The organism is Pseudomonas sp. SLBN-26, from assembly GCF_006715895.1.
GTDB lineage: Bacteria > Pseudomonadota > Gammaproteobacteria > Pseudomonadales > Pseudomonadaceae > Metapseudomonas > Metapseudomonas otitidis.
In genome coordinates this window covers 210,404-235,337 of the sequence record NZ_VFOB01000001.1, presented here as the reverse complement: position 1 = coordinate 235,337, position 24,934 = coordinate 210,404, and the positions used below count along the sequence as shown (strand labels likewise).

28 protein-coding genes are annotated in these 24,934 nt (G+C 65.7%); 2 read left to right on the top strand and 26 right to left on the bottom strand.

Annotation, left to right across the window (positions count from 1 at the left end; translation table 11 throughout):
- Window positions 1-7: 7 nt before the first annotated feature.
- From FBY21_RS01140 to ccmA, 11 genes are all read right to left on the bottom strand, one after another.
- Window positions 8-571, bottom strand: coding sequence for a DUF4124 domain-containing protein (locus FBY21_RS01140; protein WP_142008006.1), 564 nt, complete (start codon window positions 569-571; stop codon window positions 8-10).
- A gap of 91 nt (window positions 572-662) precedes the next feature.
- On the bottom strand, window positions 663-1,046 hold the full coding sequence (locus tag FBY21_RS30115; RefSeq protein WP_142008004.1) for a hypothetical protein: 384 nt from the start codon (window positions 1,044-1,046) through the stop codon (window positions 663-665).
- A gap of 23 nt (window positions 1,047-1,069) precedes the next feature.
- Window positions 1,070-2,278 (bottom strand): c-type cytochrome biogenesis protein CcmI, encoded by a 1,209-nt coding sequence (gene ccmI, locus FBY21_RS01130; protein WP_074968100.1) that lies wholly within the window; start codon window positions 2,276-2,278, stop codon window positions 1,070-1,072.
- Window positions 2,278-2,763, bottom strand: coding sequence for a cytochrome c-type biogenesis protein (locus FBY21_RS01125; RefSeq protein ID WP_044408026.1), 486 nt, complete (start codon window positions 2,761-2,763; stop codon window positions 2,278-2,280). Before FBY21_RS01125 ends, ccmI begins: the two co-directional genes overlap by 1 nt.
- Window positions 2,760-3,296, bottom strand: coding sequence for a DsbE family thiol:disulfide interchange protein (locus tag FBY21_RS01120; RefSeq protein WP_142008001.1), 537 nt, complete (start codon window positions 3,294-3,296; stop codon window positions 2,760-2,762). The genes FBY21_RS01125 and FBY21_RS01120 overlap by 4 nt, the downstream gene beginning before the upstream one ends.
- Complete coding sequence (locus tag FBY21_RS01115) at window positions 3,293-5,266, bottom strand: heme lyase CcmF/NrfE family subunit (RefSeq protein ID WP_142007999.1); 1,974 nt, start codon at window positions 5,264-5,266, stop codon at window positions 3,293-3,295. The genes FBY21_RS01120 and FBY21_RS01115 overlap by 4 nt, the downstream gene beginning before the upstream one ends.
- Before the next feature lie 3 nt (window positions 5,267-5,269).
- Window positions 5,270-5,719 (bottom strand): cytochrome c maturation protein CcmE, encoded by a 450-nt coding sequence (gene ccmE / locus FBY21_RS01110; RefSeq protein WP_044408035.1) that lies wholly within the window; start codon window positions 5,717-5,719, stop codon window positions 5,270-5,272.
- Window positions 5,716-5,892: a heme exporter protein CcmD gene (ccmD, locus tag FBY21_RS01105; RefSeq protein ID WP_044408038.1), complete on the bottom strand. Its 177-nt coding sequence runs from the start codon at window positions 5,890-5,892 to the stop codon at window positions 5,716-5,718. Before ccmD ends, ccmE begins: the two co-directional genes overlap by 4 nt.
- The gene (locus tag FBY21_RS01100) at window positions 5,889-6,644 is read right to left on the bottom strand and encodes a heme ABC transporter permease (RefSeq protein WP_074968104.1); all 756 of its coding nucleotides are present in this window, start codon (window positions 6,642-6,644) and stop codon (window positions 5,889-5,891) included. The genes ccmD and FBY21_RS01100 overlap by 4 nt, the downstream gene beginning before the upstream one ends.
- Window positions 6,645-6,715: 71 nt before the next feature.
- Window positions 6,716-7,387 (bottom strand): heme exporter protein CcmB, encoded by a 672-nt coding sequence (gene ccmB, locus FBY21_RS01095; RefSeq protein ID WP_044408044.1) that lies wholly within the window; start codon window positions 7,385-7,387, stop codon window positions 6,716-6,718.
- Window positions 7,384-8,019, bottom strand: coding sequence for a cytochrome c biogenesis heme-transporting ATPase CcmA (gene ccmA / locus FBY21_RS01090; protein WP_074968105.1), 636 nt, complete (start codon window positions 8,017-8,019; stop codon window positions 7,384-7,386). The genes ccmB and ccmA overlap by 4 nt, the downstream gene beginning before the upstream one ends.
- A 148-nt stretch (window positions 8,020-8,167) precedes the next feature.
- Here ccmA and FBY21_RS01085 point away from each other — a divergent pair, with 148 nt between their 5' ends.
- A complete protein-coding gene (locus tag FBY21_RS01085) occupies window positions 8,168-9,715 on the top strand; it encodes a flagellar hook-length control protein FliK (protein WP_142007996.1) in 1,548 nt (515 codons plus the stop codon).
- Complete coding sequence (locus FBY21_RS01080) at window positions 9,712-10,044, top strand: EscU/YscU/HrcU family type III secretion system export apparatus switch protein (RefSeq protein WP_142007994.1); 333 nt, start codon at window positions 9,712-9,714, stop codon at window positions 10,042-10,044. Before FBY21_RS01085 ends, FBY21_RS01080 begins: the two co-directional genes overlap by 4 nt.
- Here the strand turns inward: FBY21_RS01080 and FBY21_RS01075 are convergent.
- The 15 genes from FBY21_RS01075 to flhA form a co-directional block, all read right to left on the bottom strand.
- On the bottom strand, window positions 10,034-10,462 hold the full coding sequence (locus tag FBY21_RS01075) for a rhodanese-like domain-containing protein (RefSeq protein WP_142007992.1): 429 nt from the start codon (window positions 10,460-10,462) through the stop codon (window positions 10,034-10,036). The two genes, FBY21_RS01080 and FBY21_RS01075, sit on opposite strands and share 11 nt — an antisense overlap.
- A gap of 103 nt (window positions 10,463-10,565) precedes the next feature.
- Window positions 10,566-10,973 (bottom strand): DUF2802 domain-containing protein, encoded by a 408-nt coding sequence (locus tag FBY21_RS01070; RefSeq protein WP_082078272.1) that lies wholly within the window; start codon window positions 10,971-10,973, stop codon window positions 10,566-10,568.
- Window positions 10,974-10,977: 4 nt separating this feature from the next.
- Window positions 10,978-11,457, bottom strand: coding sequence for a chemotaxis protein CheW (locus FBY21_RS01065; protein ID WP_044408061.1), 480 nt, complete (start codon window positions 11,455-11,457; stop codon window positions 10,978-10,980).
- A gap of 101 nt (window positions 11,458-11,558) precedes the next feature.
- Window positions 11,559-12,428, bottom strand: a complete 870-nt coding sequence (locus FBY21_RS01060; protein ID WP_142007990.1) for a CheW domain-containing protein — start codon at window positions 12,426-12,428, stop codon at window positions 11,559-11,561.
- 90 nt (window positions 12,429-12,518) lie between these two features.
- Complete coding sequence (locus FBY21_RS01055; RefSeq protein WP_044408066.1) at window positions 12,519-13,307, bottom strand: ParA family protein; 789 nt, start codon at window positions 13,305-13,307, stop codon at window positions 12,519-12,521.
- A 40-nt stretch (window positions 13,308-13,347) separates the two neighbouring features.
- Window positions 13,348-14,232 carry a flagellar motor protein MotD gene (gene motD, locus FBY21_RS01050; RefSeq protein WP_044408069.1) on the bottom strand — a complete coding sequence of 295 codons (885 nt, stop codon included), beginning with the start codon at window positions 14,230-14,232 and terminating at the stop codon, window positions 13,348-13,350.
- 12 nt (window positions 14,233-14,244) lie between these two features.
- Window positions 14,245-14,985: a flagellar motor protein gene (locus FBY21_RS01045; RefSeq protein ID WP_044408072.1), complete on the bottom strand. Its 741-nt coding sequence runs from the start codon at window positions 14,983-14,985 to the stop codon at window positions 14,245-14,247.
- Window positions 14,986-15,002: 17 nt separating this feature from the next.
- On the bottom strand, window positions 15,003-16,115 hold the full coding sequence (locus FBY21_RS01040) for a chemotaxis response regulator protein-glutamate methylesterase (RefSeq protein WP_044408075.1): 1,113 nt from the start codon (window positions 16,113-16,115) through the stop codon (window positions 15,003-15,005).
- Between the two features lie 42 nt (window positions 16,116-16,157).
- Window positions 16,158-18,476 (bottom strand): chemotaxis protein CheA, encoded by a 2,319-nt coding sequence (locus FBY21_RS01035; RefSeq protein ID WP_142007987.1) that lies wholly within the window; start codon window positions 18,474-18,476, stop codon window positions 16,158-16,160.
- A 12-nt stretch (window positions 18,477-18,488) separates the two neighbouring features.
- A complete protein-coding gene (locus FBY21_RS01030) occupies window positions 18,489-19,274 on the bottom strand; it encodes a protein phosphatase CheZ (protein WP_142007985.1) in 786 nt (261 codons plus the stop codon).
- 19 nt (window positions 19,275-19,293) lie between these two features.
- Window positions 19,294-19,668 carry a chemotaxis response regulator CheY gene (locus FBY21_RS01025; protein ID WP_003083073.1) on the bottom strand — a complete coding sequence of 125 codons (375 nt, stop codon included), beginning with the start codon at window positions 19,666-19,668 and terminating at the stop codon, window positions 19,294-19,296.
- Between the two features lie 82 nt (window positions 19,669-19,750).
- A complete protein-coding gene (gene fliA, locus FBY21_RS01020) occupies window positions 19,751-20,497 on the bottom strand; it encodes an RNA polymerase sigma factor FliA (RefSeq protein WP_044408109.1) in 747 nt (248 codons plus the stop codon).
- Window positions 20,494-21,327: a flagellar synthesis regulator FleN gene (gene fleN / locus FBY21_RS01015; RefSeq protein WP_069560381.1), complete on the bottom strand. Its 834-nt coding sequence runs from the start codon at window positions 21,325-21,327 to the stop codon at window positions 20,494-20,496. The genes fliA and fleN overlap by 4 nt, the downstream gene beginning before the upstream one ends.
- Window positions 21,328-21,402: 75 nt before the next feature.
- Window positions 21,403-22,749: a flagellar biosynthesis protein FlhF gene (gene flhF / locus FBY21_RS01010; RefSeq protein WP_044408111.1), complete on the bottom strand. Its 1,347-nt coding sequence runs from the start codon at window positions 22,747-22,749 to the stop codon at window positions 21,403-21,405.
- Window positions 22,750-22,764: 15 nt separating this feature from the next.
- On the bottom strand, window positions 22,765-24,888 hold the full coding sequence (gene flhA / locus FBY21_RS01005) for a flagellar biosynthesis protein FlhA (RefSeq protein WP_044408893.1): 2,124 nt from the start codon (window positions 24,886-24,888) through the stop codon (window positions 22,765-22,767).
- Window positions 24,889-24,934 lie beyond the last annotated feature (46 nt).

The window sequence follows — 24,934 nt, the reverse complement described above, 5'->3', positions numbered from 1 at the left end:
CCGCCCCTCAGTCGAAGGCGTCGGCCCACTGGGCGAACTGCATGCACAGGCCGAAGCTGGTCACGTCACGGGTGTCGGCCATGCAGTTGACCGCCATGCGCGGCGTACCGCCCTTGACGTAGTCGGACACACAGGCCCGCTCGTTGCGCTTGAGCAGCTTGTAGGCGGTGTCGAACTTGTACATGGCCTCGTCCAGCTGGGCCTGGGTGATGCGCTTCTGGCGTACACGCTCACGCCCGAGCTGCTGGGCCTCACGGATCAGCGAAGGCATGCGCGAGATGGCGGCCGCGCACTGCACCACGCCTTTCTGCTGGAGCTGGCCGGGGTTGAGGTCGTCCTCATCGTCCAGGTCCAGCCCACGCAGGGAGGCCGGGCGTGCCTTCACCTCGGTGTCGTCGAGGCCCTGCATGGTGTTCACCTGCAGCTTCTCTTCATGGACGTTGCGGCTTTCCGGCGGCGGGGTGTCGGTGAAATGCACACGGCCCTGCTCGTCTCGCCATTGGTAGACCTGAGCGCAGGCAGGCAGGGAAAGGACGATGGCCAAGGTGGCCAGGCAGGCGCGAGCGAACATCCATGTGCTCCGGAGATATCAAAACGCCAGCAACTTACCTAAGCGCCCGGATGCTGTCCATGGCCCTGCGAGCCGCCCTTTGTGACGCAGGTCACGGATGGCGACGACCCAGCCCGGCGGGCACGCCGGAAGCGTCGGTGGACTGCCAGGGGCCGTCTGCACCATTGGACCAGCTCCAGCCACCATCCCAGCGGTAGTAGGTGCGTTCGCGGTAGTAGAGCTCGCCCCGCCCTTCCAGCACATACACCCCGAGGGTGTTGTCCCAGTAGCAGGCCGCGCCGGGTGGCGGGGCATAGCGGGGGTGGGTCTTCATGCGGGTCACCCGCGGGGTTGGCGCAGGGGCCGGGGTGACGCGCGGCGGTGTTGCCGCGGGCCCCTGGGCAGGCGGCTGGCCTGCCGGCGCGGGAGGGCGGAGGGTACAGCCGGCCAGGGTTACGAGCAGGCAGGCCAAGGACAGTCGAAGGGTCGCGTGCATGGCCGCCGGCTCCGATGGGGTTGTCAGGGCTGATCCGGGCTGTCGATGGTCAACTGCTGCGGATCCTCGGTAGCACTAGACAACGCCGGGCCGCGTCCGATCCATTCACCGCTCTTGGCATTGCCTTCGCGGGATACACGGGCGACCAGCTGCACCTGCGGGAAGTTGGAGATCTTCAGCTGCGGCATCATCGCGTCGGCGTCGCTGAGCACCACCTCGGCCGGCAGGTCCTTCACCGTCAGGCGCTTGACGGCCAGCGGCATGGGCGGACCTTCGGCGGCGCGGGCGAAGATGAACACCGTGTCGCCCGGCTGCACCTTGTCCTTCAGTGCGGCGGCCAGGTCGACGCGGACCTTCAGCTGCGGCATGGACTTGGTGAGCGTCTCGCGCTCGGGCAGGGTTTCGCCGTTCTCGGCCAGCCGCTCGCGGGCCCGGTCGATCCCGCCTTGCAGGGCGGCGCGGGACGGGTCGTCCTGGGGCAGCACGGCGATCAGGCGTTCCCAGTAGCCGATGGCGTCCTTGAAGCGGCCTTCCTCGAAACCGGCGATGCCCAGCAGGCCCAGGCTGGTGACCTCGTTGGGGTCCGCCTTGAGGGCGTCCTCGGTCAGCGCCTGGACTTCAGGGGTGAAACGCTTCTGGCTGGCGAAGTACAGCGCCTGGGCCCACTGGCCGAGCAGCTCGGGCTGACGGCCGGCGATCTGCACCGCGCGCTCGTAGGCCTTGGCGGCATCGACCGGGCGCTCCTGGGCCATGTAGGTACGGCCGAGGAAGTACCAGCCTTCGGCCGAATCCGGCTGGGCCTGCACGGCCTTTTCCAGGCGCGCGGTCATTTCCTCGATGGTGCGCGGCTGTTCGCGCATTTCGCGGGCCAGCTGGACCTTGTCGCTGGAACCCCAGTGGGCATACAGGCCAAGGCCGAGGGCCGGCACCAGCAGTGCGGCGAGCAGCGGCAGCGCACGCCCCAGCCGAGCGCTGCGGTCAGCGGCGGCGCCCTCGGTATCGGCCAGCAGTTCACGGGCCGCTTCGGCGCGACCGGCCTCCAGCTGGGCCTCGGTAAGGGTGCCGGCCTCGTGCTGGGCCTGCAGTTCGGCCAGGCGCTCCTGGTACAGGGCGACGTTGAGGGCGGTTCGGTCTTCCTCGGCCTGGGCCTTGCGGCCGCGCAGCACGGGAATCAGCAGGAATGCCAGGGCGACCAGCAGCAGCAGGCCGGCGGCGAGCCAGAAATCGATCATCAGCGGTTCTTGTCCTGAGTCTCTTGATTGAGCAGCGCATCCAGACGGGCGCGCTCATCGCTGGAAAGCAGTGCATCACCCGGCGCGTTCTCGACGCGGCGACGGCGCAGCACGATCACCCCGAGCACCAGCAGGCCACCGGCCAGCAGGCCCGCCGGGCCGTACCAGAGCAGCAGCGTGCGGCCGTTCACCGGGGGCTTGTAGCGCACGAAGTCGCCGTAGCGGGCCACCAGGAAGTCGACGATCTCGTCATTGCTCTTGCCCGCTTCGAGCATGCGGTAGATCTCGCGGCGCAGGTCGGTGGCGATGGGGGCGTTGGAGTCGGCGATGTTCTGGTTCTGGCACTTGGGGCAGCGCAGTTCTTCGGTGAGCACGCGGAAGCGCTCGCGCTCGGCCTCGTCACGGAACTCGTAGGTGTCGATGGCCGCGCGAGCGACGCCGGTGAGGGCAAGGCCGAGGGCCAGGGTGGCGAGCAGGCGCTTCATTGGCCGGCCTCGTCGACCAGGGACTGGTACAGCGGCGCCAGTTGCTCACGCCAGACGACCTCGTCGATCACACCGACGAACTTGTGGCGGATGACGCCGTCCTTGTCGATCAGGAAGGTCTCGGGGGCGCCGTAGACGCCCAGGTCCAGGCCGAGGCTGCCCTGCTCGTCGCGGATGTCCAGCTGATAGGGGTTGTGGAACTCCTTCAGCCACTTGAGGGCAGCGGCGTTGTCGTCCTTGTAGTTGACGCCGTAGATGGTCACGCCCATCTGCGACAGCTTGTTCAGCACCGGGTGCTCGACCCGGCAGGAAATGCACCAGGTGCCCCAGACGTTGATCAGCGCGGGCTTGCCCTTGAGGTCGGCTTCGGTCAGCGTGCGCGCGCCGTCCACGGCCGGCAGGCTGAACGCGGGGAAGGGTTTGCCGATCAGCGCCGACGGCAGCTCGGCGGGGTCGAGGAACAACCCGCGATAGAGGAACACCGCCACGCCGAGGAAGATCGCCAGCGGCAGCAACAGGATCAGGCGCTTCATGCTTGAGCTCCAGCCAGGCCCAGGGCGTCACGCACCCGGGTCTTCACCTTGACCCGGTAGCGCGGGTCGAATGCCGCCAGGACGCCGCCCAGGCCCATCAGCAGGCCGCCGAGCCAGATCCAGCGGACGAACGGTTTGACGTGCACGCGCACGGCCCAGGCGCCATCACCCAGGGGCTCGCCGAGGGCGACGTAGAGGTCGCGGGTGAAGCCGGCGTCGATGCCGGCCTCGGTCATCATCGACTGCTGCACGGTGTACAGGCGCTTCTCCGGGTGCAGCACGGCGATCTGCCGATCACCGTCGAGGACGCGGACGGTGCCCTTGTCGGAGGTGAAGTTGGGGCCTTCGTGGTGGGCTGCGCCCTCGAACACGAAGCGGTAGCCGCCCAGTTCCACCGACTCGCCGGGGGACAGGCGCAGGTCACGCTCGGCGCTGTACTGGCTGGAGAGCACGACGCCGAGGGCACACACGGCGATGCCGGCGTGGGCCAGCTGCATGCCCCAGTAGCTGCGGGTCAGGCTGCGGGCGCCCTTGAGCAGGCCCTTGTGGCGGGTCTTGTCGAGCAGGTCGCGGACGCCGGCCAGCAGCACCCAGGCGGACAGGCAGCCAACCGCCAGCACCGCCCAGTGGAAATCCCCCAGGACGAACGCTGCGAGCACGCCCAGCACCAGGCTGCCCACCAGCACCGGGCCGAGCATGCCCACCAGCCACTTCACCGGGGTGTCCTTCCAGCGCACCAGCACGCCCACGGCGATCACCACCATCAGCAGGGCCATCAGCGGCAGGAACAGGGCGTTGAAGTACGGCGGGCCAACGGAGAGCTTGGCGCCGGACAGCGCGTCCAGCACCAGCGGGTAGAGGGTGCCGAGCAGGATCATGGCGGCGGTCACCACCAGCACCAGGTTGTTGACCAGCAGCAGCGTCTCGCGGGACCAGAGGGCGAAGCCCACCTGGCTCTTGACCACCGGCGCGCGGATGGCGAACAGGGTCAGCGAGCAGCCCACCACGGCCAGCAGGAAGCCGAGGATGAACACGCCCCGCTCCGGGTCGGCGGCAAAGGCGTGCACCGAAGTCAGCACGCCGGAACGGACCAGGAAGGTACCCAGCAGGCTGAGGGAGAAGGCGGCGATGGCCAGCAGCACGGTCCAGCTCTTGAATACGCCACGCTTCTCGGTGACGGCCAGGGAGTGGATCAGCGCGGTGCCCACCAGCCAGGGCATGAAGGAGGCGTTCTCCACCGGGTCCCAGAACCACCAGCCACCCCAGCCGAGTTCGTAGTAGGCCCACCAGGAGCCGAGCACGATGCCGACGCTGAGGAAGGCCCAGGCGATGATGGTCCACGGACGCGACCAGCGCGCCCAGGCGGCGTCCAGGCGACCGCCGAGCAGCGCGGCGATGGCGAAGGCGAAGGCCACCGAGAAACCGACGTAGCCCATGTAGAGCATCGGCGGGTGGACGATCAGGCCGAAGTCCTGCAGCAGCGGGTTCAGGTCGTTGCCGTCGGCCGGCATGTTCGGCAGCAGGCGCTTGAAGGGGTTGGAGGTGATGATCAGGAACGACAGGAAGCCGATACTGATCATGCCCATGACACCCAGGACGCGGGCCAGCATCACCTCGGGCAGTTGCCGGGAGAACACCGAGACGGCGAAGGTCCAGCCGCCGAGGATCAGCGCCCAGAGCAGCAGCGAGCCCTCGTGGGCGCCCCATACGGCACTGAACTTGTAGTACCAGGGCAGCGCGCTGTTGGAGTTGCTGGCGACGTAGGCGACCGAGAAATCGTCGCTCATGAAGGCCCAGGTGAGGCAGCCGAAGGAGAACGCCAGGAAGGCGAACTGCCCCCAGGCGGCCGGTTGCGCCAGGCTCATCCACTGCCGGTCGCCGCGCCAGGCGCCGATCATCGGCAGGGTGGCCTGCACGGCAGCCATGCACAGGGCGAGGATCAGGGCCAGGTGGCCGAGTTCGGGAATCATCGATCAGCCCTCTTTCTTCTCAGGCAGGTTGCCGCTTTCCTTGAGGGCCTTGGTGACCTCCGGCGGCATGTATTTCTCGTCGTGCTTGGCCAGCACCTCGTCAGCCACCAGCACGCCCTGCCCGTCCAGCTTGCCCAGGGCGACGATGCCCTGCCCTTCGCGGAACAGGTCGGGGAGGATGCCGTGGTAGCGGATGGTGACGCTCTTGGCGAAGTCGGTGACCACGAACTCGACGTCGAGGGAGTCACCGGTGCGCTTGACCGAGCCTTCGGCCACCATGCCGCCGGCGCGGATGCGGGTGTCCTGGGGGGCTTCGCCGTTGGCGATCTGGGTGGGGGTGTAGAACAGGTTGATGTTCTGCTGCAGCGCCGACAACGCCAGCGCCACGGCGATCCCCACCCCGGCGAGGATGGCCAGGATGATGAACAGGCGCTTCTTGCGGATCGGATTCACTTGCCTTCCTCCCGGCGCAGACGGCGCGCCTCTTCTTTCAGGTAGCGACGCCGGGCTGCGACCGGCAGCGCGACGTTGAGCGCCAGGACCAGCAGGCTGATGCCGTAGGCGCTCCAGACATACAGGCCGTGGTGGCCCATGGCGAGGAACTCGCCGAACGATGCAAAACTCACGATGCCTTCTCCACCAGGGCCTTCACCTCGTTGCGCACCCAGGCGGCGCGGGCCTCGCGACGCAGGACTTCGAGGCGCATGCGCATCAGCACCACGGCGCCGAAGAAGCAGTAGAAGCCCAGCACCATCAGCAGCAGCGGCACCCACATCTCGGCGGGCATGGCCGGCTTCTCGGTGACGGTGAAGGTGGCCGGCTGATGCAGGGTGTTCCACCACTCCACCGAGTACTTGATGATCGGAATGTTGATGACCCCGACGATGGCCAGCACCGCGCAGGCCTTGGCGGCGCTGTCACGATTGCTGATGGCCTGGCCCAGTGCAATCACACCGAAGTACAGGAACAGGAGGATGAGCATCGACGTCAGTCGGGCATCCCACACCCACCAGGCACCCCAGGTGGGCTTGCCCCACACGGCACCGGTCACCAGGGCGATGAAGGTCATCCAGGCGCCTACCGGCGCGGCGGCCTGCAGGGCGACATCGGCCAGCTTCATCTTCCAGACCAGCCCGACCACGCCGCAGACGGCGAGCATGACGTAGCAGGACTGGGCCAGGAAGGCGGCCGGGACGTGGATGTAGATGATCCGGAAGCTGTTGCCCTGCTGGTAGTCCGGCGGCGCGAAAGCCAGGCCCCAGACGGTACCGACGGTGATCAGCAGGGCGGCGCCGACGGCGAACCAGGGGAGCCAGCGGCCACTGATCTCGTAGAACCATTTCGGCGAACCCAGCTTGTGGAACCAGGTCCAGTTCATCGGGCCCACCTGCTGGGCACGGAGGCCTGTGCGGACATCGGCAGTTCTCTCATCAAGGCAACTCTTGTTCGTTATTCGCCGACGCTGATGGTCAGGCCAGCGGCTATGGCAAAGGGAGTCAGGGTCACCGCCAGGGCGGTGAGGCAGCCCAGCCACAACAGGTGGCCGACAGCCGGCAATCCTTGCAGGGCCGCTTGCAGGGCCCCGCTGCCGAGAATCAGCACGGGGATGTACAGCGGCAGTATCAGCAGCGCGAGAAGCAGGCCGCCGCGCTTGAGACCAACGGTCAGCGCGGCACCCACCGCACCCAGCAGGCTCAACACCGGCGTGCCCAGCAGCAGGGAGCCGAGCAGCACCGGCAGGCAGCGGGCGGGCAGGCCCAGCATCAGCGCCAGCAGCGGCGCCAGCAGGACCAGCGCCAGTCCGGAGAAGAGCCAGTGTGCCAGCACCTTGGCCAGGACCAGAAGCGGCAGGGGGTGCGGCGAAACGACCCACTGTTCCAGCGAGCCGTCCTCGAAATCACTGCGGAAAAGCCCGTCCAGCGAGAGCAGGACGGCCAACAGGGCCGCTACCCAGACCAGCCCCGGCGAAAGGGTTTGCAACAATTGGCTCTCGGGACCGACCGCCAGGGGGAACAGGGCGATGACGATGGCGAAGAACACCAGGGGGTTGGCCAGCTCGGCAGGGCGACGGAACAGCAGGCGCGCTTCGCGGGCCATGACCAGGGTGAAGACCGATCTCATGCCGCACGTCGTCCCAGGTCCAGTTCACGGTAGCCCGCCGGCAGGTGGGCGGGGCTGTGGTGGGTGGTGAACACCACCAGGCCGCCACGCTCGCAGTGCCCGGCCAGATGCGCCTCGAGCTGGGCGACGCCCTGCTTGTCGAGTGCGGTGTAGGGTTCGTCGAGGATCCACAGCGGCGGCGGATCGAGGTAGAGCCGCGCCAGGGCGACGCGGCGCTGCTGGCCGGCGGAGAGGGTGTGGCTGGGAACGTCCTCGAATCCACGCAGCCCGACGGCGGCCAGTGCCTCCCAGATCGCCTCGCGCTCGGCGCTCTGGTGCAGGGCGCAGAGCCAGGTCAGGTTCTCTTCCGGGGTGAGCAGGCCCTTGATGCCGGCGGCATGGCCGATCCACAGCAGCTCGCGGGCCAGTTCGGCACGCTGCCGACCGAGGGCGACGCCTTTCAGCAGGATCTCGCCGGAGGTGGGTTGCATCAGACCGCAGAGCAGGCGCAGCAGGCTGGTCTTGCCACTGCCGTTCGGCCCGCTGATCTGCAACATTTCCCCGGGTTCGAGCGCCAGGTCCAGCCCTTCGAAGAGCATCCGCCAATCACGCTCGCAGGCGAGGTCGAGGGTCTGGAGGTAGGGACTGGTCACGTCAGCGGATACCCTGCGGGGAACTCAAGTGATGGGGTCGCCGGCCGCTATACTGGAATCGCGCTCCACCGCCAGCCCGGACGGGGCGGCATTATACATGTCATCCCCAGCCCCGAAGGGGGCTTTTTCAACAGGTTGTAACCCTTTGATGACCGAGATCAGCACTTCGCGCCCCGTCGCTTCCGTGCCCACCGCCAGCCGGGCGGCGCAGGCTGTGGCAGATGCCGCGCTGAAGCTGCTGCAACCATCCAATGGCCTGCTGGCGGCCGGCGACAGCGCCGAAGCCGAGGTGGTCAGCGTCAAGGAAACCGCACAGAACAGCTTCCAGGTGATGCTGCGCCTGAGCCTGGGCAGCGGCCAGCAGGCAACGCTGGAAGCCACCAGCACGCGCCCCCTGAGCCAGGGCTCGCTGGTGAACGTCACGGCCCTTTCGGACAGCCGCCTGATGGTGGCCCTGCAGTCGGCCGGTGCCCTGCCGCTGGACAGCCTGGACCTGGAGCAGGTGCCGGTCGGCACGCTGATCCAGGGCAAGGTGGTCGCCAGCGAACAGCTCGCCGAGGCGAAGGCGACCGTCTATCGCACCCTGATCAACCTGATCAACACGCCGCTGGCAGGCCGCCAGCTGGCTGTCGACAGCCCGCAACCGCTACCGGTCGGCAGCCTGCTCAGCGCCCAGGTCCAGGGCGACCAGTCCCTGCGCTTCATCCCGCTGAGCAATCGCCTGGACCAGTTGGCCCTCAGCCAGCAGTTGAACAGCCAGGTGTCGCGCCAGGGTTCCCTGGAGGGCCTGTTCGGCGCCCTTGCCGAACTCGACCCGGACCTGCCACCGAACCTGCGCAACGCCGTGGAGCGCCTGCTGGGCTCACTGCCCGGCCCCGGCCAGCTGAGCGACGCCAAGCAACTGGCCAAGGCCATGGAGAACAGCGGTGCGCTGCTGGAGGCGCGCCTGCTGGCCGGTCATGGCGCCGCCACCGGGCAGGACCTGAAGGGCAACCTGCTGCGCCTGATCGCCCAATTGCTGCCTGAGCTGCCCAACGCACCGGCGGCGCTGCCCACCGCTGGCGCCAGCAACGCCATGGCCCAGGCCCTGCCGGCCTTCATCCGCAACGCACTGGGCTCCCTCGGCCAGGCCAGCTCGCGCCAGCAGGCACTGAGCTTCCCCCTCCCCTCCCGCCTGGCCCAGGCCGCACAGGAGGAAGGCGATCTGGAAACCCTGCTGAAGCTGGCGGCGGCAGCCGTCTCGCGCCTGCAGACCCACCAGCTCTCCAGCCTGGCGCAGTCGCAGATGACCCCGGAGGGCAACCTGGTCACCACCTGGCAGCTGGAGCTGCCGATGCGCAACCAGCAGGAAATCGTCCCGCTGCAGATCAAGATCCAGCAGGAAGAGCGTCAAGCCCAACAACAGCGGCGCAAGGACGAACAGAAGGAAAACCTCTGGCGTATCGAACTGGCGTTCGACATCGCCCCCTTGGGCCCTTTGCAGGTCCAGGCGCAGTTGCTGCGCGGTTCGATCTCCAGCCAACTGTGGGCGGAGCGAGCCGCCACGGCGCGCTTCATCGACAGCGAACTGGGCAATCTGCGGGAGCGGCTGGTGGCCGCCGGCCTGGAAGTGGGTGAACTGGCCTGCCAGCAAGGCACGCCGCCCCAAGGTCCACGCACGACCCTGCAGCAACGCTGGGTGGATGAGACGGCATGAAACAGACCGAACGCCGCCAAGCGATTGCCCTGTCCTATGACGGGGTCAGTGCACCGAACCTGACCGCCAAGGGTGACGACGAGCTGGCCGAGGCGATCCTCGCCATCGCCCGCGAGTACGAGGTGCCGATCTACGAGAACGCTGAGCTGGTCCGCCTGCTGGCGCGGATGGAACTGGGCGAAGCCATCCCCGAGGCGCTGTACCGCACGCTGGCCGAGATCATCGCCTTTGCCTGGTACCTGAAGGGCAAATGCCCGGCGGGCTTCGACCCCGACGCCACCCGGGACGTGACGCCCGGCCTGCCGCTGCTGGAGGGCCCTAGGGGCTGAGCGCCAGCACTTCACCCTCCATACCCTTGCCTTGGGGGAAGTCCAGCAATTGCCAGGCGAAGTAGCCGTCACGGAAATAGAAGACCTGGCGATACCCCCACCCCACTGCCAGTTGCGCCGCCAGCGCCCCGCGCGGACAGACGTCGCTGTCGCAGTAGATCACCAGCGGCACATGCCGCGGCCACTGGGGCATGGCCAAGCCGGCGAAGCGGTCGGTCAGGTCCAGGTGCACGGCACCGTGAACGTGGCCCCAGCTCCACTCCCGGTCCGGCCGGACGTCGATGAACAGGGCGCCGTAGTCGAACAGCCGCTTGGCCTGCAGCACATTGACAGTCGTCGCTCCCGCAACATGCAAGGGTGCCTCCTCCGCCTGGGCCAGCGGCAAGAGGAGCAAGAGCAACAGGGGAGCCAGGCGCATGGGCAACTCCGCTCGGTGGGCCTGGTTAGAGCCTAGTCCGGGCAGAAGTGCCGACTTGGAGTGATTGGTTAGATGGCAGGCGGGGCTTAGAACCGGGCGCGCATCAGCTCTGGGCCTGCTTGCGCGCGAGCTGGAGCTTGCTGACCAGTTCCGCCTCGGCCTTGCTGAGCCCACAGGAATGAGTGAGGTCGTCGACGCTCGCCCCCATGCCCGCCAGGCGTGCGGCTTGGGTGAAGGAGATGCTGCTGGGGTCGCGCTGCTCGATCTGACTGACCTTGTCGGGCAGCGGCGCCACCACCCGGCGCAGCTCGTGCAACTCCTCCCCCATGCGGATGCTGCCGCTGAGGTAGGCATCGAGACGGCGGGCCAGTTCCTTCAGCCGCTGGTCTCGAGCCGCTTCGCGCTTGGCCTGTTCCTGGGCGAGCTCCAGCTGCTGCCGGCGCAATCGCACGCAGGCGAAGGCGAGCGCCGCACAGGCGACCGCCAGGACCAGCAGCGCGATCTCGATCAGCACGTCAGATGCTCTCCAGCTCCGACCACTCTTCTTCGCTCATCATCTTGTCCAGCTCGACCAGGATCAGCAGCTCGCCGTTCTTGTTGCAGACGCCCTGGATGAACTTGGCCGACTCCTCGTTGCCCACGTTGGGCGCGGTCTCGACCTCGGACTGACGCAGGTAGACCACTTCGGCGACGCTGTCGACGAGGATGCCCACCACCTGCTTGTCCGCCTCGATGATGACGATGCGGGTGTTGTCGGTGACCGGCGCGGAATCCAGGCCAAAGCGCTGGCGGGTATCGATCACCGTCACCACGTTGCCACGCAGGTTGATGATGCCCAGGACGTAGCTGGGAGCCCCCGGCACCGGCGCGATCTCGGTGTAGCGCAGGACTTCCTGCACCTGCATCACGTTGATGCCGTAGGTTTCATTGTCCAGGCGGAAAGTCACCCACTGCAGGATGGGATCTTCGGAACCTTGCCCTGACGATTTCTTCATGTTCCCTAGCCTCTTCTTGTACCGCACGGGGCGGCGAATGCGGGTTGACCGCCTTGTTGCGAATCCGGCGCCCCGGCGTGCGGAGCCTGCCTCTTCATTGTTCAGTTAAGCGACATGTTCTTGACGGCGCCACTGGCAATCAATTCGGCCAGCGCGGCGACGTCCAGCAACGCACACATGTGCTCGATCACCGTGCCGGCCAGCCAGGGTCGCTGGCTGCGCTGACTGCGCCACTTGATCTCGTTCGGGTCCAGGCGGATGGAGCGGCTCACCTGGTGCACGGCGAGACCCCATTCGTAGCCCTGGACGGAAATAACGTACTGCAGCCCCTCGCGGAAATCATCGCGGTAACGGTCCGGCATCACCCAGCGAGCCGTGTCCAGCACCTTCAGGTTGCCTGCCTGGCACGGCAGGATACCGAGGAACCAGTCCGGCTGGCCGAACAATGGCGTGAGTTCCTGGCCGGCAAGGGGGTAGATGGAGCCCAGGCAGACCAGAGGCACGGCCAGGGTCAGCCCGGCAACGTCGAACAGCAGGCATTCGAATGGCTCTTCCGCCCATTGAGGGCGACCCTCGAAACTGGGTGGCAAAGGCTCGCGGGGCTCGACGCTGGCAACCTGCAGTTCGGCAACCGGTTCCACCAGCGCAGGCTCCGGCTCTGGCTCCGGGATTGCCGGCACCAGCACGGGCTCGGCGATGACCGGCGCAAGCTGACGCACCGGGCGATCCTCCAGCTGGACCGCTACGGGAGCGGCACGCACCACGCGAGGAGCCGCCTCCGGCGCGGCGGCCAGTACTGGGCGCGCCTGGTTCAGCCGGGCATCACGCACCTGCTCCTCGAGCACGGCAGCCTCGAATTCCTCCAGGCTTACGCTGTCGGCGAGTTCGATGGCTGCTTCCTGCAGCAGGGAGTCCAGGTAGGACTGCAACGCCAGTTGCGGTCGTGTGGTGGTGGCGAGGGTACGGCTCATGGGTGGGACCTGCGACGTTGGGCTCGACAGTCTATCGGCACAGGGCATGCCGGACTTGAGAGCACCTGTAGCTCAGCATAGACGCTCATATCAAGCGACCTGCGCGGCGAGCTGCTGGCTCAGCAGGTGCTTGAGCAGCGCGCGATAGGCGATCACACCACGGCTGTTGCCGTCGTACTGCGACGGGGTCACGCCGGCACGGCTGGCATCCCGCAGGCGGGTGTCCACCGGGATGTAGGCCGGCCAGAGGTGCTCGGGATAGGTGTTGCGCAGCACACGCAGAGTATTCAGGGACGCCTGGGTCCGACGGTCGAAAAGAGTCGGCACGATGGTGTAGGGCAGTGCCTGCTTGCGCGAGCGATTGACCATGTTGAGGGTGCTGACCATGCGTTCCAGGCCCTTCACTGCCAGGAATTCGGTCTGCACGGGGATCACCAGTTGTTGGCTGGCAGCCAGCGCATTGACCATCAACACGCCGAGAAGCGGCGGGCTGTCGATGATGGCGTGGTCGAACTCCTGCCAAAGCTGCGCCAGGCTCTTGGCGATCACCAGGCCCAGCCCGTTCTGCCCAGGTGACTGGCGCTCGAGGGTGGCCAGGGCGGTGCTGGAAGGCAGCAGCGACATGCGCTCGTGGCTGGTCTGCAGCAGCAGTTGCCGGGGCAGCCCTTCCGGTACGCCGCCCTGGTGGAGGAACAGGTCGAAGCAGCTGTGCTCCAGGGTATCGGGGTCATGGCCGAAATAGCTGGTCATGGAACCGTGGGGGTCGAGATCCACGACCACGACGCGCTTGCCGGCGTCGGCCAGCAAGCCTGCCAGTGCGATGGAGGTGGTGGTCTTGCCGACACCACCCTTCTGATTGGCTACCGCCCAAACTCTCATGCTCTTCGTCCTCCCGGCGAAACCACAGCCTTGCCGAGGATCATTGTCCACCCGCTGGCGCGGGCGACGGGGAATTGACGGCCCCCGCTGCGGAGGGCCCCGGTGCAGGCGCTGGTGCAGTTTGCGTGCCAGCACGCCGCAACGCGTCATCCGGCTTGGCTTTGCCCGCCCCTACCCCACTCACCGCTCGCCGCACGTCGAGGTTTCGCGAAACCACCAATACCACACGGCGGTTGCGTGCGCGCCCTTCCGCCGTCGAGTTGTCCGCCACCGGCTGGAATTCGCCGTACCCGACCGCCGCGAGGCGCGCCGGATTGACCCCGTCCATGGAAAGCATCCTCACGATACTGGATGCACGGGAGGCGGAAAGCTCCCAGTTGGAAGGATAGGCGGCTGTGCTGATGGGCAGGTTATCGGTGAAGCCTTCGACGTGCACGGGGTTTTCGTAGGGGGCGAGGATCTTCGCCACCTTCTCGATGATGGTGAACGCCTCGTTGGTGGGGATGGCATCGCCACTGGGGAACAGCAGGCTGGAATTCAGCTCGATCTCCACCCAGAGCTCGTTGCCCCGAACCGTCATCTGCTCGTTGGAAATCAGGTCGCCAAACGCTGCCTGCATGCTCTCGGTGATGCTCTGCAAGGGATCGGCCTGGGCATCGCCAGGCCCGCCCTGCTCTGCAGACGTCTGCTCTGCCTCGGTGGTACGAGGGCGCTCTTCGCCGATCGGGATCGGCTTGATCGAGCGATCCGGCTGGTTGAAGACGCCGGTCAGGGTGTCCGAGAGGATCTTGTACTTGCCCTCGTTGATCGAGGAGATGGAGTACATGACCACGAAGAACGCGAACAGCAGCGTAATGAAATCGGCGTATGAAACGAGCCAGCGCTCGTGGTTCTCATGCTCTTCGTGCTGACGCCTGCGAGCCATGCCATGCCTCCATCAATCCACGAAGCCTTGCAGCTTCAGTTCGATGGAGCGGGGGTTCTCACCCTCGCCGATGGAGAGGATGCCCTCCAGCAGCATTTCCCGGTAGCGCGACTGGCGCATGGCGATAGCCTTCAGCTTGCTGCTCACCGGCAACAGGAGCAGGTTGGCGAAACTCACGCCGTAGATGGTGGCGACGAACGCTACCGCAATGCCACCTCCAAGCTGACTCGGGTCGGCCAGGTTGCCCATGACGTGGATCAGCCCCATCACCGCACCAATGATGCCGATGGTAGGGGCGTAGCCGCCCATGCTCTCGAACACCTTGGCGGCCTGCAGATCGCGGGCCTCCTGGGTATAAAGGTCCACTTCGAGAATGCTGCGGATGGACTCGGGCTCGGCGCCGTCGACCAGGAGCTGCAAACCCTTGCGGGCATAGGGGTCCGGCTCGGCGTCGGCAATGGGCTCCAGGCCCAGGAGCCCTTCCTTGCGCGCCGCCATGCTCCAGCCCACCACGCTGTTGATGCCGCCGGTGAGGTCGATCCTGGGCGGGAAGATGATCCAGCGAAGGATCGCCAGAGCCCGCTTGAGCACGCTCATGGGTGTCTGGAGCAAAGCGGCACCCACGGTACCGCCAATCACGATCAGCGCAGCCGGGCCGTTCAGAAGGGCACCGGCGTGCCCTCCTTCGAGGTAGTTGCCCCCAACGATGGCGACCAGTGCAAGGATGATCCCTACGATGCTCAACGCATCCATTTACCGCACTACTCCCATCACAGGCATGCTTCGGCGATGTGCCTGCCAATGTCGTCGAGGCCGTAGACCGCGTCTGCCAGGTTGGCCTTCACGATTGCCATCGGCATGCCATAGATCACGCAACTGGCTTCATCCTGCGCCCACACCTGGCTGCCGCTCTGCTTGAGCAGGCGTGCACCCTCGCGGCCGTCCGCGCCCATGCCGGTCAGCACCACGGCCAGGACCTTATCATTGAAGGCCTTGGCAGCGGAGCCGAAGGTGATGTCGACACAGGGCTTGTAGTTGAGGCGCTCATCGCCGGGGAGGATGCGCACGGTCCCGCGCGGGTCCACCATCATCTGCTTGCCGCCCGGTGCCAGCAGGGCGAGGCCAGGCCTGAGCTGGTCGCCATCCTCGGCCTCCTTGACGGAGATACGGCAGAGCTTGTCCAGGCGCTCGGCGAATGCCTTGGTGAACGCCGCCGGCATGTGCTGGATCAGCACCAGCGGCGCCGGGAAATTGGCGGGCAGCTGGGTCAGCACACGCTGAAGCGCAACAGGACCACCCGTCGAGGTGCCGATGGCCACCAGCCGGTAGGACTTGCGCTTGGGCGCAGGCCCGCTGCTGGAACTACCACTGGATGAGGAAGCCGGTGCTGGGGCAGGTGCAGCCGCAGGGCGAGACAGGCTCGACGGGCCGGAACTGCTGGGCGTCGGCGCGGCAGGCGGCGGGGTGTAGCTGCTGTAGCGACGGTTGCTCCGCGCGATGCTGTGCACCTTCTCGCAGAGCAGTTGCTTGACCTTCTCCGGATTGCGGGAGATGTCCTCAAAGTTCTTCGGCAGGAAGTCGACCGCACCGGCATCCAGCGCATCGAGGGTTACCCGGGCGCCTTCGTGAGTCAGGGAGGAGAACATCAGGACCGGAGTCGGGCAGCGCTGCATGATGTGCCGGACGGCGGTGATGCCGTCCATCATGGGCATTTCGTAATCCATGGTGATGACGTCAGGCTTGAGCGCCAGCGCCTGGTCGATGGCCTCCCGGCCATTCGTGGCGGTCCCTACCACCTGGATATTGGTGTCGGCGGACAGAATCTCCGAAACGCGACGACGGAAGAAGCCGGAGTCATCAACCACCAGAACCTTGACTGCCATAAACACTCCTAACAGGCGGCCCCCAACGGGCCGCCTAAACGATCAACCGCGGCGCGCGTAGCGCTTGAGCATGCTCGGCACGTCGAGGATGAGGGCGATTCGTCCATCGCCGGTAATGGTGGCACCGGACATGCCGGGCGTCCCCTGCAGCATCTTGCCAAGCGGCTTGATCACCACTTCTTCCTGACCGACCAGTTGATCCACCACGAAGCCGATGCGCTGGGTACCCACGGAGAGGATCACCACGTGCCCTTCACCCTGCTCCTCGTATGAGGCGTCACGAACCAGCCAGCGCTTGAGGTAGAACAGCGGCAGGGCCTTGTCGCGGACGATCACCACTTCCTGGCCATCCACGACGTTGGTGCGGGACAGGTCGAGGTGGAAGATCTCGTTGACGTTGACCAGCGGGAAAGCGAAGGCCTGGTTGCCCAGCATCACCATGAGCGTCGGCATGATCGCCAGGGTCAGCGGCACCTTGATGACGATCTTGGAACCTTGCCCTTTCTGCGAGAACACGTTCACCGTGCCGTTGAGCTGGGAGATCTTGGTCTTCACCACGTCCATCCCGACGCCACGACCGGATACGTCCGAGATCTCGGTCTTGGTCGAGAAGCCCGGGGCGAAAATCAGGTTGTAGCACTCCAGCTCGGTCAGGCGGTCGGCGGCATCCTTGTCCAGCAGCCCTTTCTCGACGGCCTTGGCGCGGAGGATGTTCGCGTCCATGCCCTTGCCGTCGTCGGTGATCATCAGAAGGATGTGGTCACCCTCCTGCTCGGCGGACAGCACGACGCGACCGGTACGCGCCTTGCCGGCGGCCTCGCGCTCCTCGGGCGTCTCGATGCCGTGGTCCACGGCGTTGCGCACCAGGTGGACCAGCGGGTCAGCAAGGGCCTCGACGAGGTTCTTGTCGAGGTCGGTCTCCTCCCCCACCAGCTCGAGGTTGATCTCTTTCTTCAGGTTGCGGGCCAGGTCGCGCACGAGGCGCGGGAAGCGGCCGAAGACCTTCTTGATGGGCTGCATGCGGGTCTTCATCACCGCGGTCTGCAGGTCGGCGGTCACCACATCGAGGTTCGACACGGCCTTGGCCATGGCCTCGTCACCGCTGTTGGCACCGAGACGCACCAGACGGTTACGCACCAGTACCAGCTCGCCCACCATGTTCATGATCTCGTCCAGGCGAGCGGTGTCCACCCGTACGGTGGTTTCCGTTTCGCTGGCTGCCGCAGGAGCAGCCTTGTCTCCGTTAGCCGTCGGCGCAGCCGGACGGGCAGCTGCCGGCGCAGGCTTGGCAGGTTCGGGCTTGGCGGCAGCAGGCTTCGCCGGCTCGGTCGCTTTCGCGGCGGGTGTGGCCGCAGGCTTGGCGGGTGCCGCAGCGGGCTTCGCAGGTGCCGCCGGCTTGGCCGGGGCTGACGAGGCAGGAGCCTCCGCGACGAACTTGCCCTTGCCATGAAGCTGGTCCAGCAGGGCTTCGAACTCGTCATCGGTGATGTTGTCGCCGCCCGGCGCAGCCGGTGCTGCGGTATCGGGCACGGACGCGACAGCAGCCGGTGCGGTGTCATCCACAGCAGGGGCGACGAACTTGCCCTTGCCGTGAAGCTGGTCAAGCAGGGCTTCAAACTCATCATCGGTGATGTCATCGCCGCCCGGCGAGGCAGAAGGGGCAGCAACCGGCTCGGGCGCCTTGGGCGCACTGGAAGCTGGCGCCGCATCGCCGACGAACTTGCCCTTGCCATGGAGCTGGTCCAGCAGCGCTTCGAACTCGTCATCGGTAATTTCATCCGACGCGGCCGCTTCGTTGCCGGCTGCGGGTTCGGCATTGGAACCAGAGGGCTCGTCCAGGGCCGTCAGCAGTTGCTCGAACTCGCTGTCGGTGATGTCGCCCGATGCCGGCGCGGCAGGCTCTTCGGCCTCCGGCTCGGGCTCGGGCTCAGGTTCAAAAGCCTCAGCAACAGGCTCAGGCTCGGACGCACCCGCAGGCTCTGCCAGGCGCGATAATGCGGCCAGCAGCTCGGGCGTGGCGGGCGTCGGCTCGGAGCGCTCGCGTACCTGGCTGAACATCTCGTTGACGGTATCCAGCGCCTGGAGCACCACGTCCATCAGCTCTGCATCGACTCGACGCGCACCCTTGCGGAGGATGTCGAACACGTTTTCGGCGATGTGGCAGCATTCCACAAGGGCGTTTAGCTGGAGGAAACCAGCTCCGCCCTTGACCGTGTGGAAACCCCGGAAAATGGCATTGAGCAGATCCATATCGTCCGGACGGCTCTCCAGCTCAACGAGCTGCTCGGACAATTGCTCCAGTATTTCGCCGGCCTCTACCAGGAAGTCCTGGAGGATTTCTTCATCGGCGTCGAAGCTCATTAGGCGGCTCCCCTAGAAACCAAGGCTGGATAACAGATCATCGACGTCGACCTGATCGGCCACGACGTCATCACGCTTATCGGCATTGATCTGCGGACCTTCACCCCTAGATGGATCTTTTAGTTTTTCTTTCTCGACAACCATCGCTTCGCGGTCATGCTGGATGCCTGCGAAACGGTCTACGTCACTGGCCATCAGCACCAGTTTCACCAGGTTGTGCTCAACTTCGGTCACCAACTGGGTGACGCGTTTGATCACTTGCCCGGTCAGGTCCTGATAGTCCTGTGCCAGCAGGATGTCGTTCATATGGGAGGATAGCTGCTCGGTGTCGCGCTGACTGCGCGCCAGGAACGATTCGATGCGCTTGGCCAGCTCCCGGAACGCATCCGCGCCGATCTCGCGCCGCATGAAGCGCCCCCACTCCTCGGAAAGGCTCTGGGCTTCATCGCCCAGGCCATTGAGCAGCGGTGCGCTCTCCTCCACCAGATCCATGGTGCGGTTGGCTGCCTTCTCCGTCATCTGCACGACGTAGGAGAGACGATCCGTCGCATCGGCGATCTGGGACATTTCCTTGGCGTGCGGCAAATGCGGATCGATCTGGAAGTTGACGATCGCATTGTGCAACTCGCGGGTGAGCTTGCCGACTTCCTGATAGAGGCCGCGGTCGCGAACCTTGTTCAGTTCGTGGATCAGTTGCACCGCATCGCCGAAGTTGCCCTTTTCAAGGGTTTCCACCAGCTCGCGTGCATGATTTTTCAGGGTCGACTCGAGGTCTCCCGACTGGGAATCTTTATCCATGGCGTCCTCGCGACTGGCATCAGCCGTTGACCCGCTCGAAGATCTTTTCAATCTTCTCTTTGAGAACCTGGGCCGTGAACGGCTTGACCACGTACCCGTTCACGCCGGCCTGGGCGGCTTCGATGATCTGATCGCGCTTGGCTTCAGCAGTCACCATCAGCACCGGCAGGTGTTTCAGGCGCTCGTCGGCGCGCACGGCACGCAGCAGGTCGATGCCGGTCATGCCAGGCATGTTCCAGTCGGTGACCAGGAAATCGAAATTGCCGCTGTGCAGCATCGGCAAGGCGGTCGTGCCGTCGTCGGCCTCTGCGGTGTTGGTGAAGCCCAAATCACGCAGGAGGTTCTTGATGATGCGTCTCATCGTAGAGAAATCGTCCACGATGAGGATTTTCATGTTCTTGTCCAAATCGACCTCCGTACAGTCCTGAACGCCCCCGGGTCATGGGGGCGTCGTTCAATCGAAAAACCGGTGTGCTTCAGGCACGCCACTCACCCAGCCGGGCCCGCAAACGCGCGGCGCACTGGCTGTGCAACTGGCTGACTCGGGATTCACTGACTCCCAGCACTTCACCGATTTCCTTCAAATTCAGCTCTTCGTCGTAATACAGCGCCAGCACCAGGCGCTCTCGTTCCGGCAGATTGGCGATGGCATCGGCCAGCGCCGCCTGGAAGCGCTCGTCTTCCAAGTCATTCGAAGGTTCGAGATGGGTGACTCCGGTGTCTTCGTGCGCCGTGCCATGCTCCCCGCCTTCCAGAAGGTCGTCGAAGCTGAACAGCCGGCTGCCCAAAGTGTCGCTCAGGATGCCGTAGTAATCTTCGAGACTCAATCCAAGTTCGGCCGCAACCTCCTGATCTTTAGCGTCACGTCCGGTTCTTGCCTCGACTTTGCGGATGGCGTCGCTGACCATCCGGGTATTGCGGTGGACCGAGCGCGGTGCCCAGTCGCCCTTGCGGACCTCGTCGAGCATCGCCCCGCGGATGCGGATCCCGGCGTAGGTCTCGAAACTTGCGCCCTTGCTGGAGTCGTACTTCTTCGATGCTTCCAGCAGGCCGATCATCCCCGCCTGCATGAGGTCTTCAACCTGCACGTTCGCCGGCAAGCGTGCCAGCAGGTGGTAGGCGATCCGCTTGACCAGGGGCGCGTAGCGCTCGATCAGCTGGTGCTGGGAATCCCCGGCCTGAGCCTTGTTGTACATGCGAAGTCCACTTGCGGGTGGTGTCATACGGTCGAATCCGCGATGGGTTGCTGCACCAGTCGCTCGACGAAGAACTCAAGGTGGCCGCGGGGGTTGGCCGGTAACGGCCAGCTGTCGACCTTCTGAGCAATCGCCTTGAACGCCAGGGCACATTTAGAACGCGGGAACGCTTCGTAGACCGCTCGCTGCTTCTGTACCGCCTTGCGCACGGACTCGTCATAGGGGACGGCGCCGACGTACTGCAAGGCCACATCGAGGAAGCGATCAGTCACCTTGGTCAGCTTAGCAAAGAGGTTGCGACCTTCCTGCGGGCTGTGGGCCATATTGGCCAGGACCCGGAAACGGCTCATGCCGAAGTCGCGGTTGAGCAGCTTGATCAGCGCATAGGCGTCGGTGATGGACGTAGGCTCGTCGCAGACGACCACAATCACTTCCTGCGCCGCACGGACGAAGCTGACCACCGCATCGCCGATGCCGGCGGCGGTGTCGATCACCAGCACGTCCAGGTTGTCGCTGATCTCGCTGAACGCCTGGATCAGACCGGCATGCTGCATCGGCGAGAGCTGGACCATGCTCTGCGTGCCGGAAGCGGCCGGCACGATGCGGACGCCGCCCGGCCCTTGCAGCAGCACGTCACGCAGGTCGCACTCGCCTGCGATCACGTCCGCCAGGGTCCGCTTGGGCGTCAGCCCGAGCAGCACGTCGACGTTGGCCAGGCCGAGGTCGGCGTCGAGCAGCATCACGCGGCGCCCCAGGTCGGCCAGCGCCAGCGAGAGGTTCACGGATACGTTGGTCTTGCCGACACCGCCCTTGCCACCGGTTACAGCAATCACCTGTACGGGATGCAAACTACCCATTTATCACACACCTTGTTCACGTCGACTGGGCCACTTGGCGCATTCACGCCACCCATCCCGGGCGGCTCTGGGTTTCTATCCAACCTGGCGAGTGGGCGCCTGGTACAGGCCTGCGAACAGGTCGGCCATGGCTTCCTCGCTGGGGTCCTCCGGCGCCTGAAGGCTCACCGCACGACTCACCAGTTGGTGACTGCGCGGAACCTGGAGATCATCCGGAATCCGAGGCCCATCAGCGAGATAGGCTACCGGCAGATGCTGGCCGATAGCCAGTCCCAACACTTCGCCCAGGCTCGCGGCTTCATCGAGCTTGGTCAGGATGCAGCCCGAAAGGCCACACCGCTTGTAACTATGGTAGGCCGCTTTCAGCACCTGGCTTTGACTGGTTGCAGCCAAAACGAGGAAATTGCGCGCTTTCACGCTGCGGCTGGCCAGTGTCTCGAGCTGCATTTTAAGCGCCGGATCGTTCGCCGGCAGCCCCGCCGTATCAATCAGCACCACACGCTTGCGTGCGAGGGGGGCGAGAGCCTGGGTCAGCGACTGGCCCGGATCGACGTGGGTGACGGACACACCGAGGATGCGGCCCAGGGTCTTCAGCTGTTCCTGGGCACCGATCCGGTAGCTGTCCATGCTCACCAGGGCGATCTGCTGGGCGCCGTACTTAAGCACATAGCGGGCGGCCAGCTTGGCCAGGGTGGTGGTCTTGCCCATGCCGGCGGGACCGACCAGGGCGATCACGCCCCCCTCTTCCAGAGGCTCCTCGGCAGGGGTACGGATGGCGTGGGCCAGGTGGGCCAGCACCATGCGCCAGGCCTGGCGCGGATCCTTGACGCTGCTGACACGCTCCAGCAACACACGGGACAGCTCCACCGGCAGCCCCATCCGCTGCAGGCGACGCCACAAATTGGCCTGCTGCGGGCGACGATTCTGCATCTGGCTCCAGGCGATGGAACCAAGCTGGACTTCGATCAGCTCACGCAGCCCGTTGAGCTCGAAACGCATGGCATCCAGCGCACGCTGGTCGGCCACGGGCGCAGCGGCCGGAGTGACCGGAACGGCCGCGACGGCTGCCGGCGCCACGGCGGGACGGGTCGGGCGCATGGCGGCCTCAAGGGCCTCCGGCGAAGGCTCGGAGCGATCCGGAACCAGTTGCCGGTTGCGTCCGGCATCCGCGCGAGCGGCGCGGTTGGACAGCTCGGCATGGGCCTCGGCGATGCGTGCCTGGGTGCGGCGCAGCTCCGCTTCCAGGGCCGGGTTCGGCTTGCTGGGGGCCGGAGCAGGCATGGGGTAGTCGAGTGCCGCCGTGATCTCGACACCACCGGCCACGCGCCGGGTACCGATGATGGAAGCATCGGCGCCCAGTTCGTCCCGCACCAGTTTCATGGCCTGGCGCATATCCGCAGCGAAGAAGCGTTTGACCTGCATGGCCTGTGACCTCGGTTAGTTCTGCCCCACAGTCGCAACTATGGTGACCTGCTTGTTGTCCGGTATTTCCTGGTAGGCCAGTACGTTCATGGTGGGTACGGCCAACCGGGCGAAGCGCGACATCATGGATCGGATCGGGCCTGCCACCAGGAGGATCGCCGGCTTGCCGAGCATCTCCTGGCGCTGCGCCGCGTCCACCAGGGAACGTTGCAGCTTCTCGGCCATGCCCGGTTCGAGGAGGATGCCGTCCTCCGCGCCCTGACCGGCCTTCTGCATACTGTTCAGCAAAATCTGTTCCAACCTGGGTTCCAGGGTGATCACAGGCAGCTCCGGCTCTAGTCCCACAATGCCTTGGACGATTGCGCGGGAAAGTGCGACGCGGACCGCCGCCACCATCGCGGCGGGATCTTGACTCTTCGGCGCCACGTTCGCGATGGCTTCGGCAATGGTGCGGATGTCGCGTACCGGCACCTGTTCCTGCAACAGGTTCTGCAGCACCTTGAGCAGCGTCGACAGCGACACCAGCCCCGGCACCAGCTCCTCGGCCAGCTTCGGCGAGCTCTTGGCCAGCAACTGCATCAGTTGCTGCACCTCCTCGTGCCCCAACAGCTCGTGGGCATGCTTGTGCAGGATCTGGTTGAGGTGGGTGGCCACCACCGTGCTCGCATCCACCACCGTGTAGCCCAGGGACTGCGCCTGGTCGCGCTGACTGGCATCGATCCAGACGGCCTCCAGGCCAAACGCCGGATCCTTGGCGGCAATGCCGTTGAGGGTGCCGAACACCTGGCCAGGATTGATCGCCAACTCGCGATCCGGATACACCTCCGCCTCCGCCACGCTCACCCCCATCAGCGTCAGCCGATAGGCGTTGGGCAGCAGGTCGAGGTTGTCGCGGATGTGCACGGACGGCATGAGGAAGCCCATCTCCTGGGAGAGCTTCTTGCGCACCCCCTTGATCCGCGCCAGCAACTGGCCACCCTGGTTGCGGTCCACCAGCGGGATCAGCCGGTAGCCCACCTCCAGGCCCACCATGTCCACCGGTGTGACGTCATCCCAGCCCAGCTCCTTGGTTTCCTGGGGACGCTGGGCCGGCAGCAGCTCCTGCTGGCGCTGGACTTCCTGGGCGGCCGCTTCCTGGGCCTTCTTCGACTTGTGCCAGATCCACCAGGCGCCGCCGGCGGAAATCGCACCCAGACCGATGAAGGAGACATGCGGCATGCCCGGCACCAGGCCCATGGCGACCAGGATGGCAGCGGAAACGGCCAGCGCCTTGGGCGAGGTGAACATCTGGCGGTTGACCTGCTGGCCCATGTCCTCGGAGCTGGACACGCGGGTCACCATGATCGCGGCAGCGGTCGACAGCAGCAGCGAAGGAATCTGTGCCACCAGGCCGTCACCGATGGTCAGCAGCGAGTAGATGCGCCCGGCATCGCCGAAGGTCAGGCCGTGCTGGACGATACCGATGGCCATGCCACCAATGAGGTTGATGAACAGGATCAACAGGCCGGCGATGGCGTCACCGCGCACGAACTTGCTGGCACCGTCCATGGAGCCGTAGAAGTCCGCCTCCTGGGACACCTCGGCACGGCGCTTCTTGGCCTCGTTCTGGTCGATCAGGCCGGCGTTGAGGTCGGCGTCGATGGCCATCTGCTTGCCGGGCATCGCGTCCAGGGTGAAACGCGCACTCACTTCGGAAATACGCCCGGCACCCTTGGTGACCACCACGAAGTTGATGATCATCAAGATCGCGAAGATCACCGCACCGACTACGTAGTTGCCACCGATCACCACCTCGCCGAAGGCCTGGATCACCTTGCCCGCCGCGTCATGCCCATCCTGGCCGTGCAGCAGTACCACGCGGCTGGAGGCCACGTTCAGCGCCAGGCGCAGCAAGGTGGAGACCAGCAGGATGGTGGGGAACACCGCGAAATCCAGCGGGCGCAGCGCATAGACGCTGACCAGCAGGACGACGATGGACAGCGCGATGTTAAACGTGAAGAACACGTCCAGCAGGAAGGGCGGCACCGGCAGGGTCATCATCCCCAGCATCACCAGCACCAGCAGCGGCACCCCCAGGTTGCCCCGGGAGAGGCTGGCGAAGTTGCCGCGCAGGTTGCCCATCAGTTGCGTGCGATCCACATCGAGGTCCTCAAGCACTGGCGGGCAAGCCTGCCCAACCATTCAA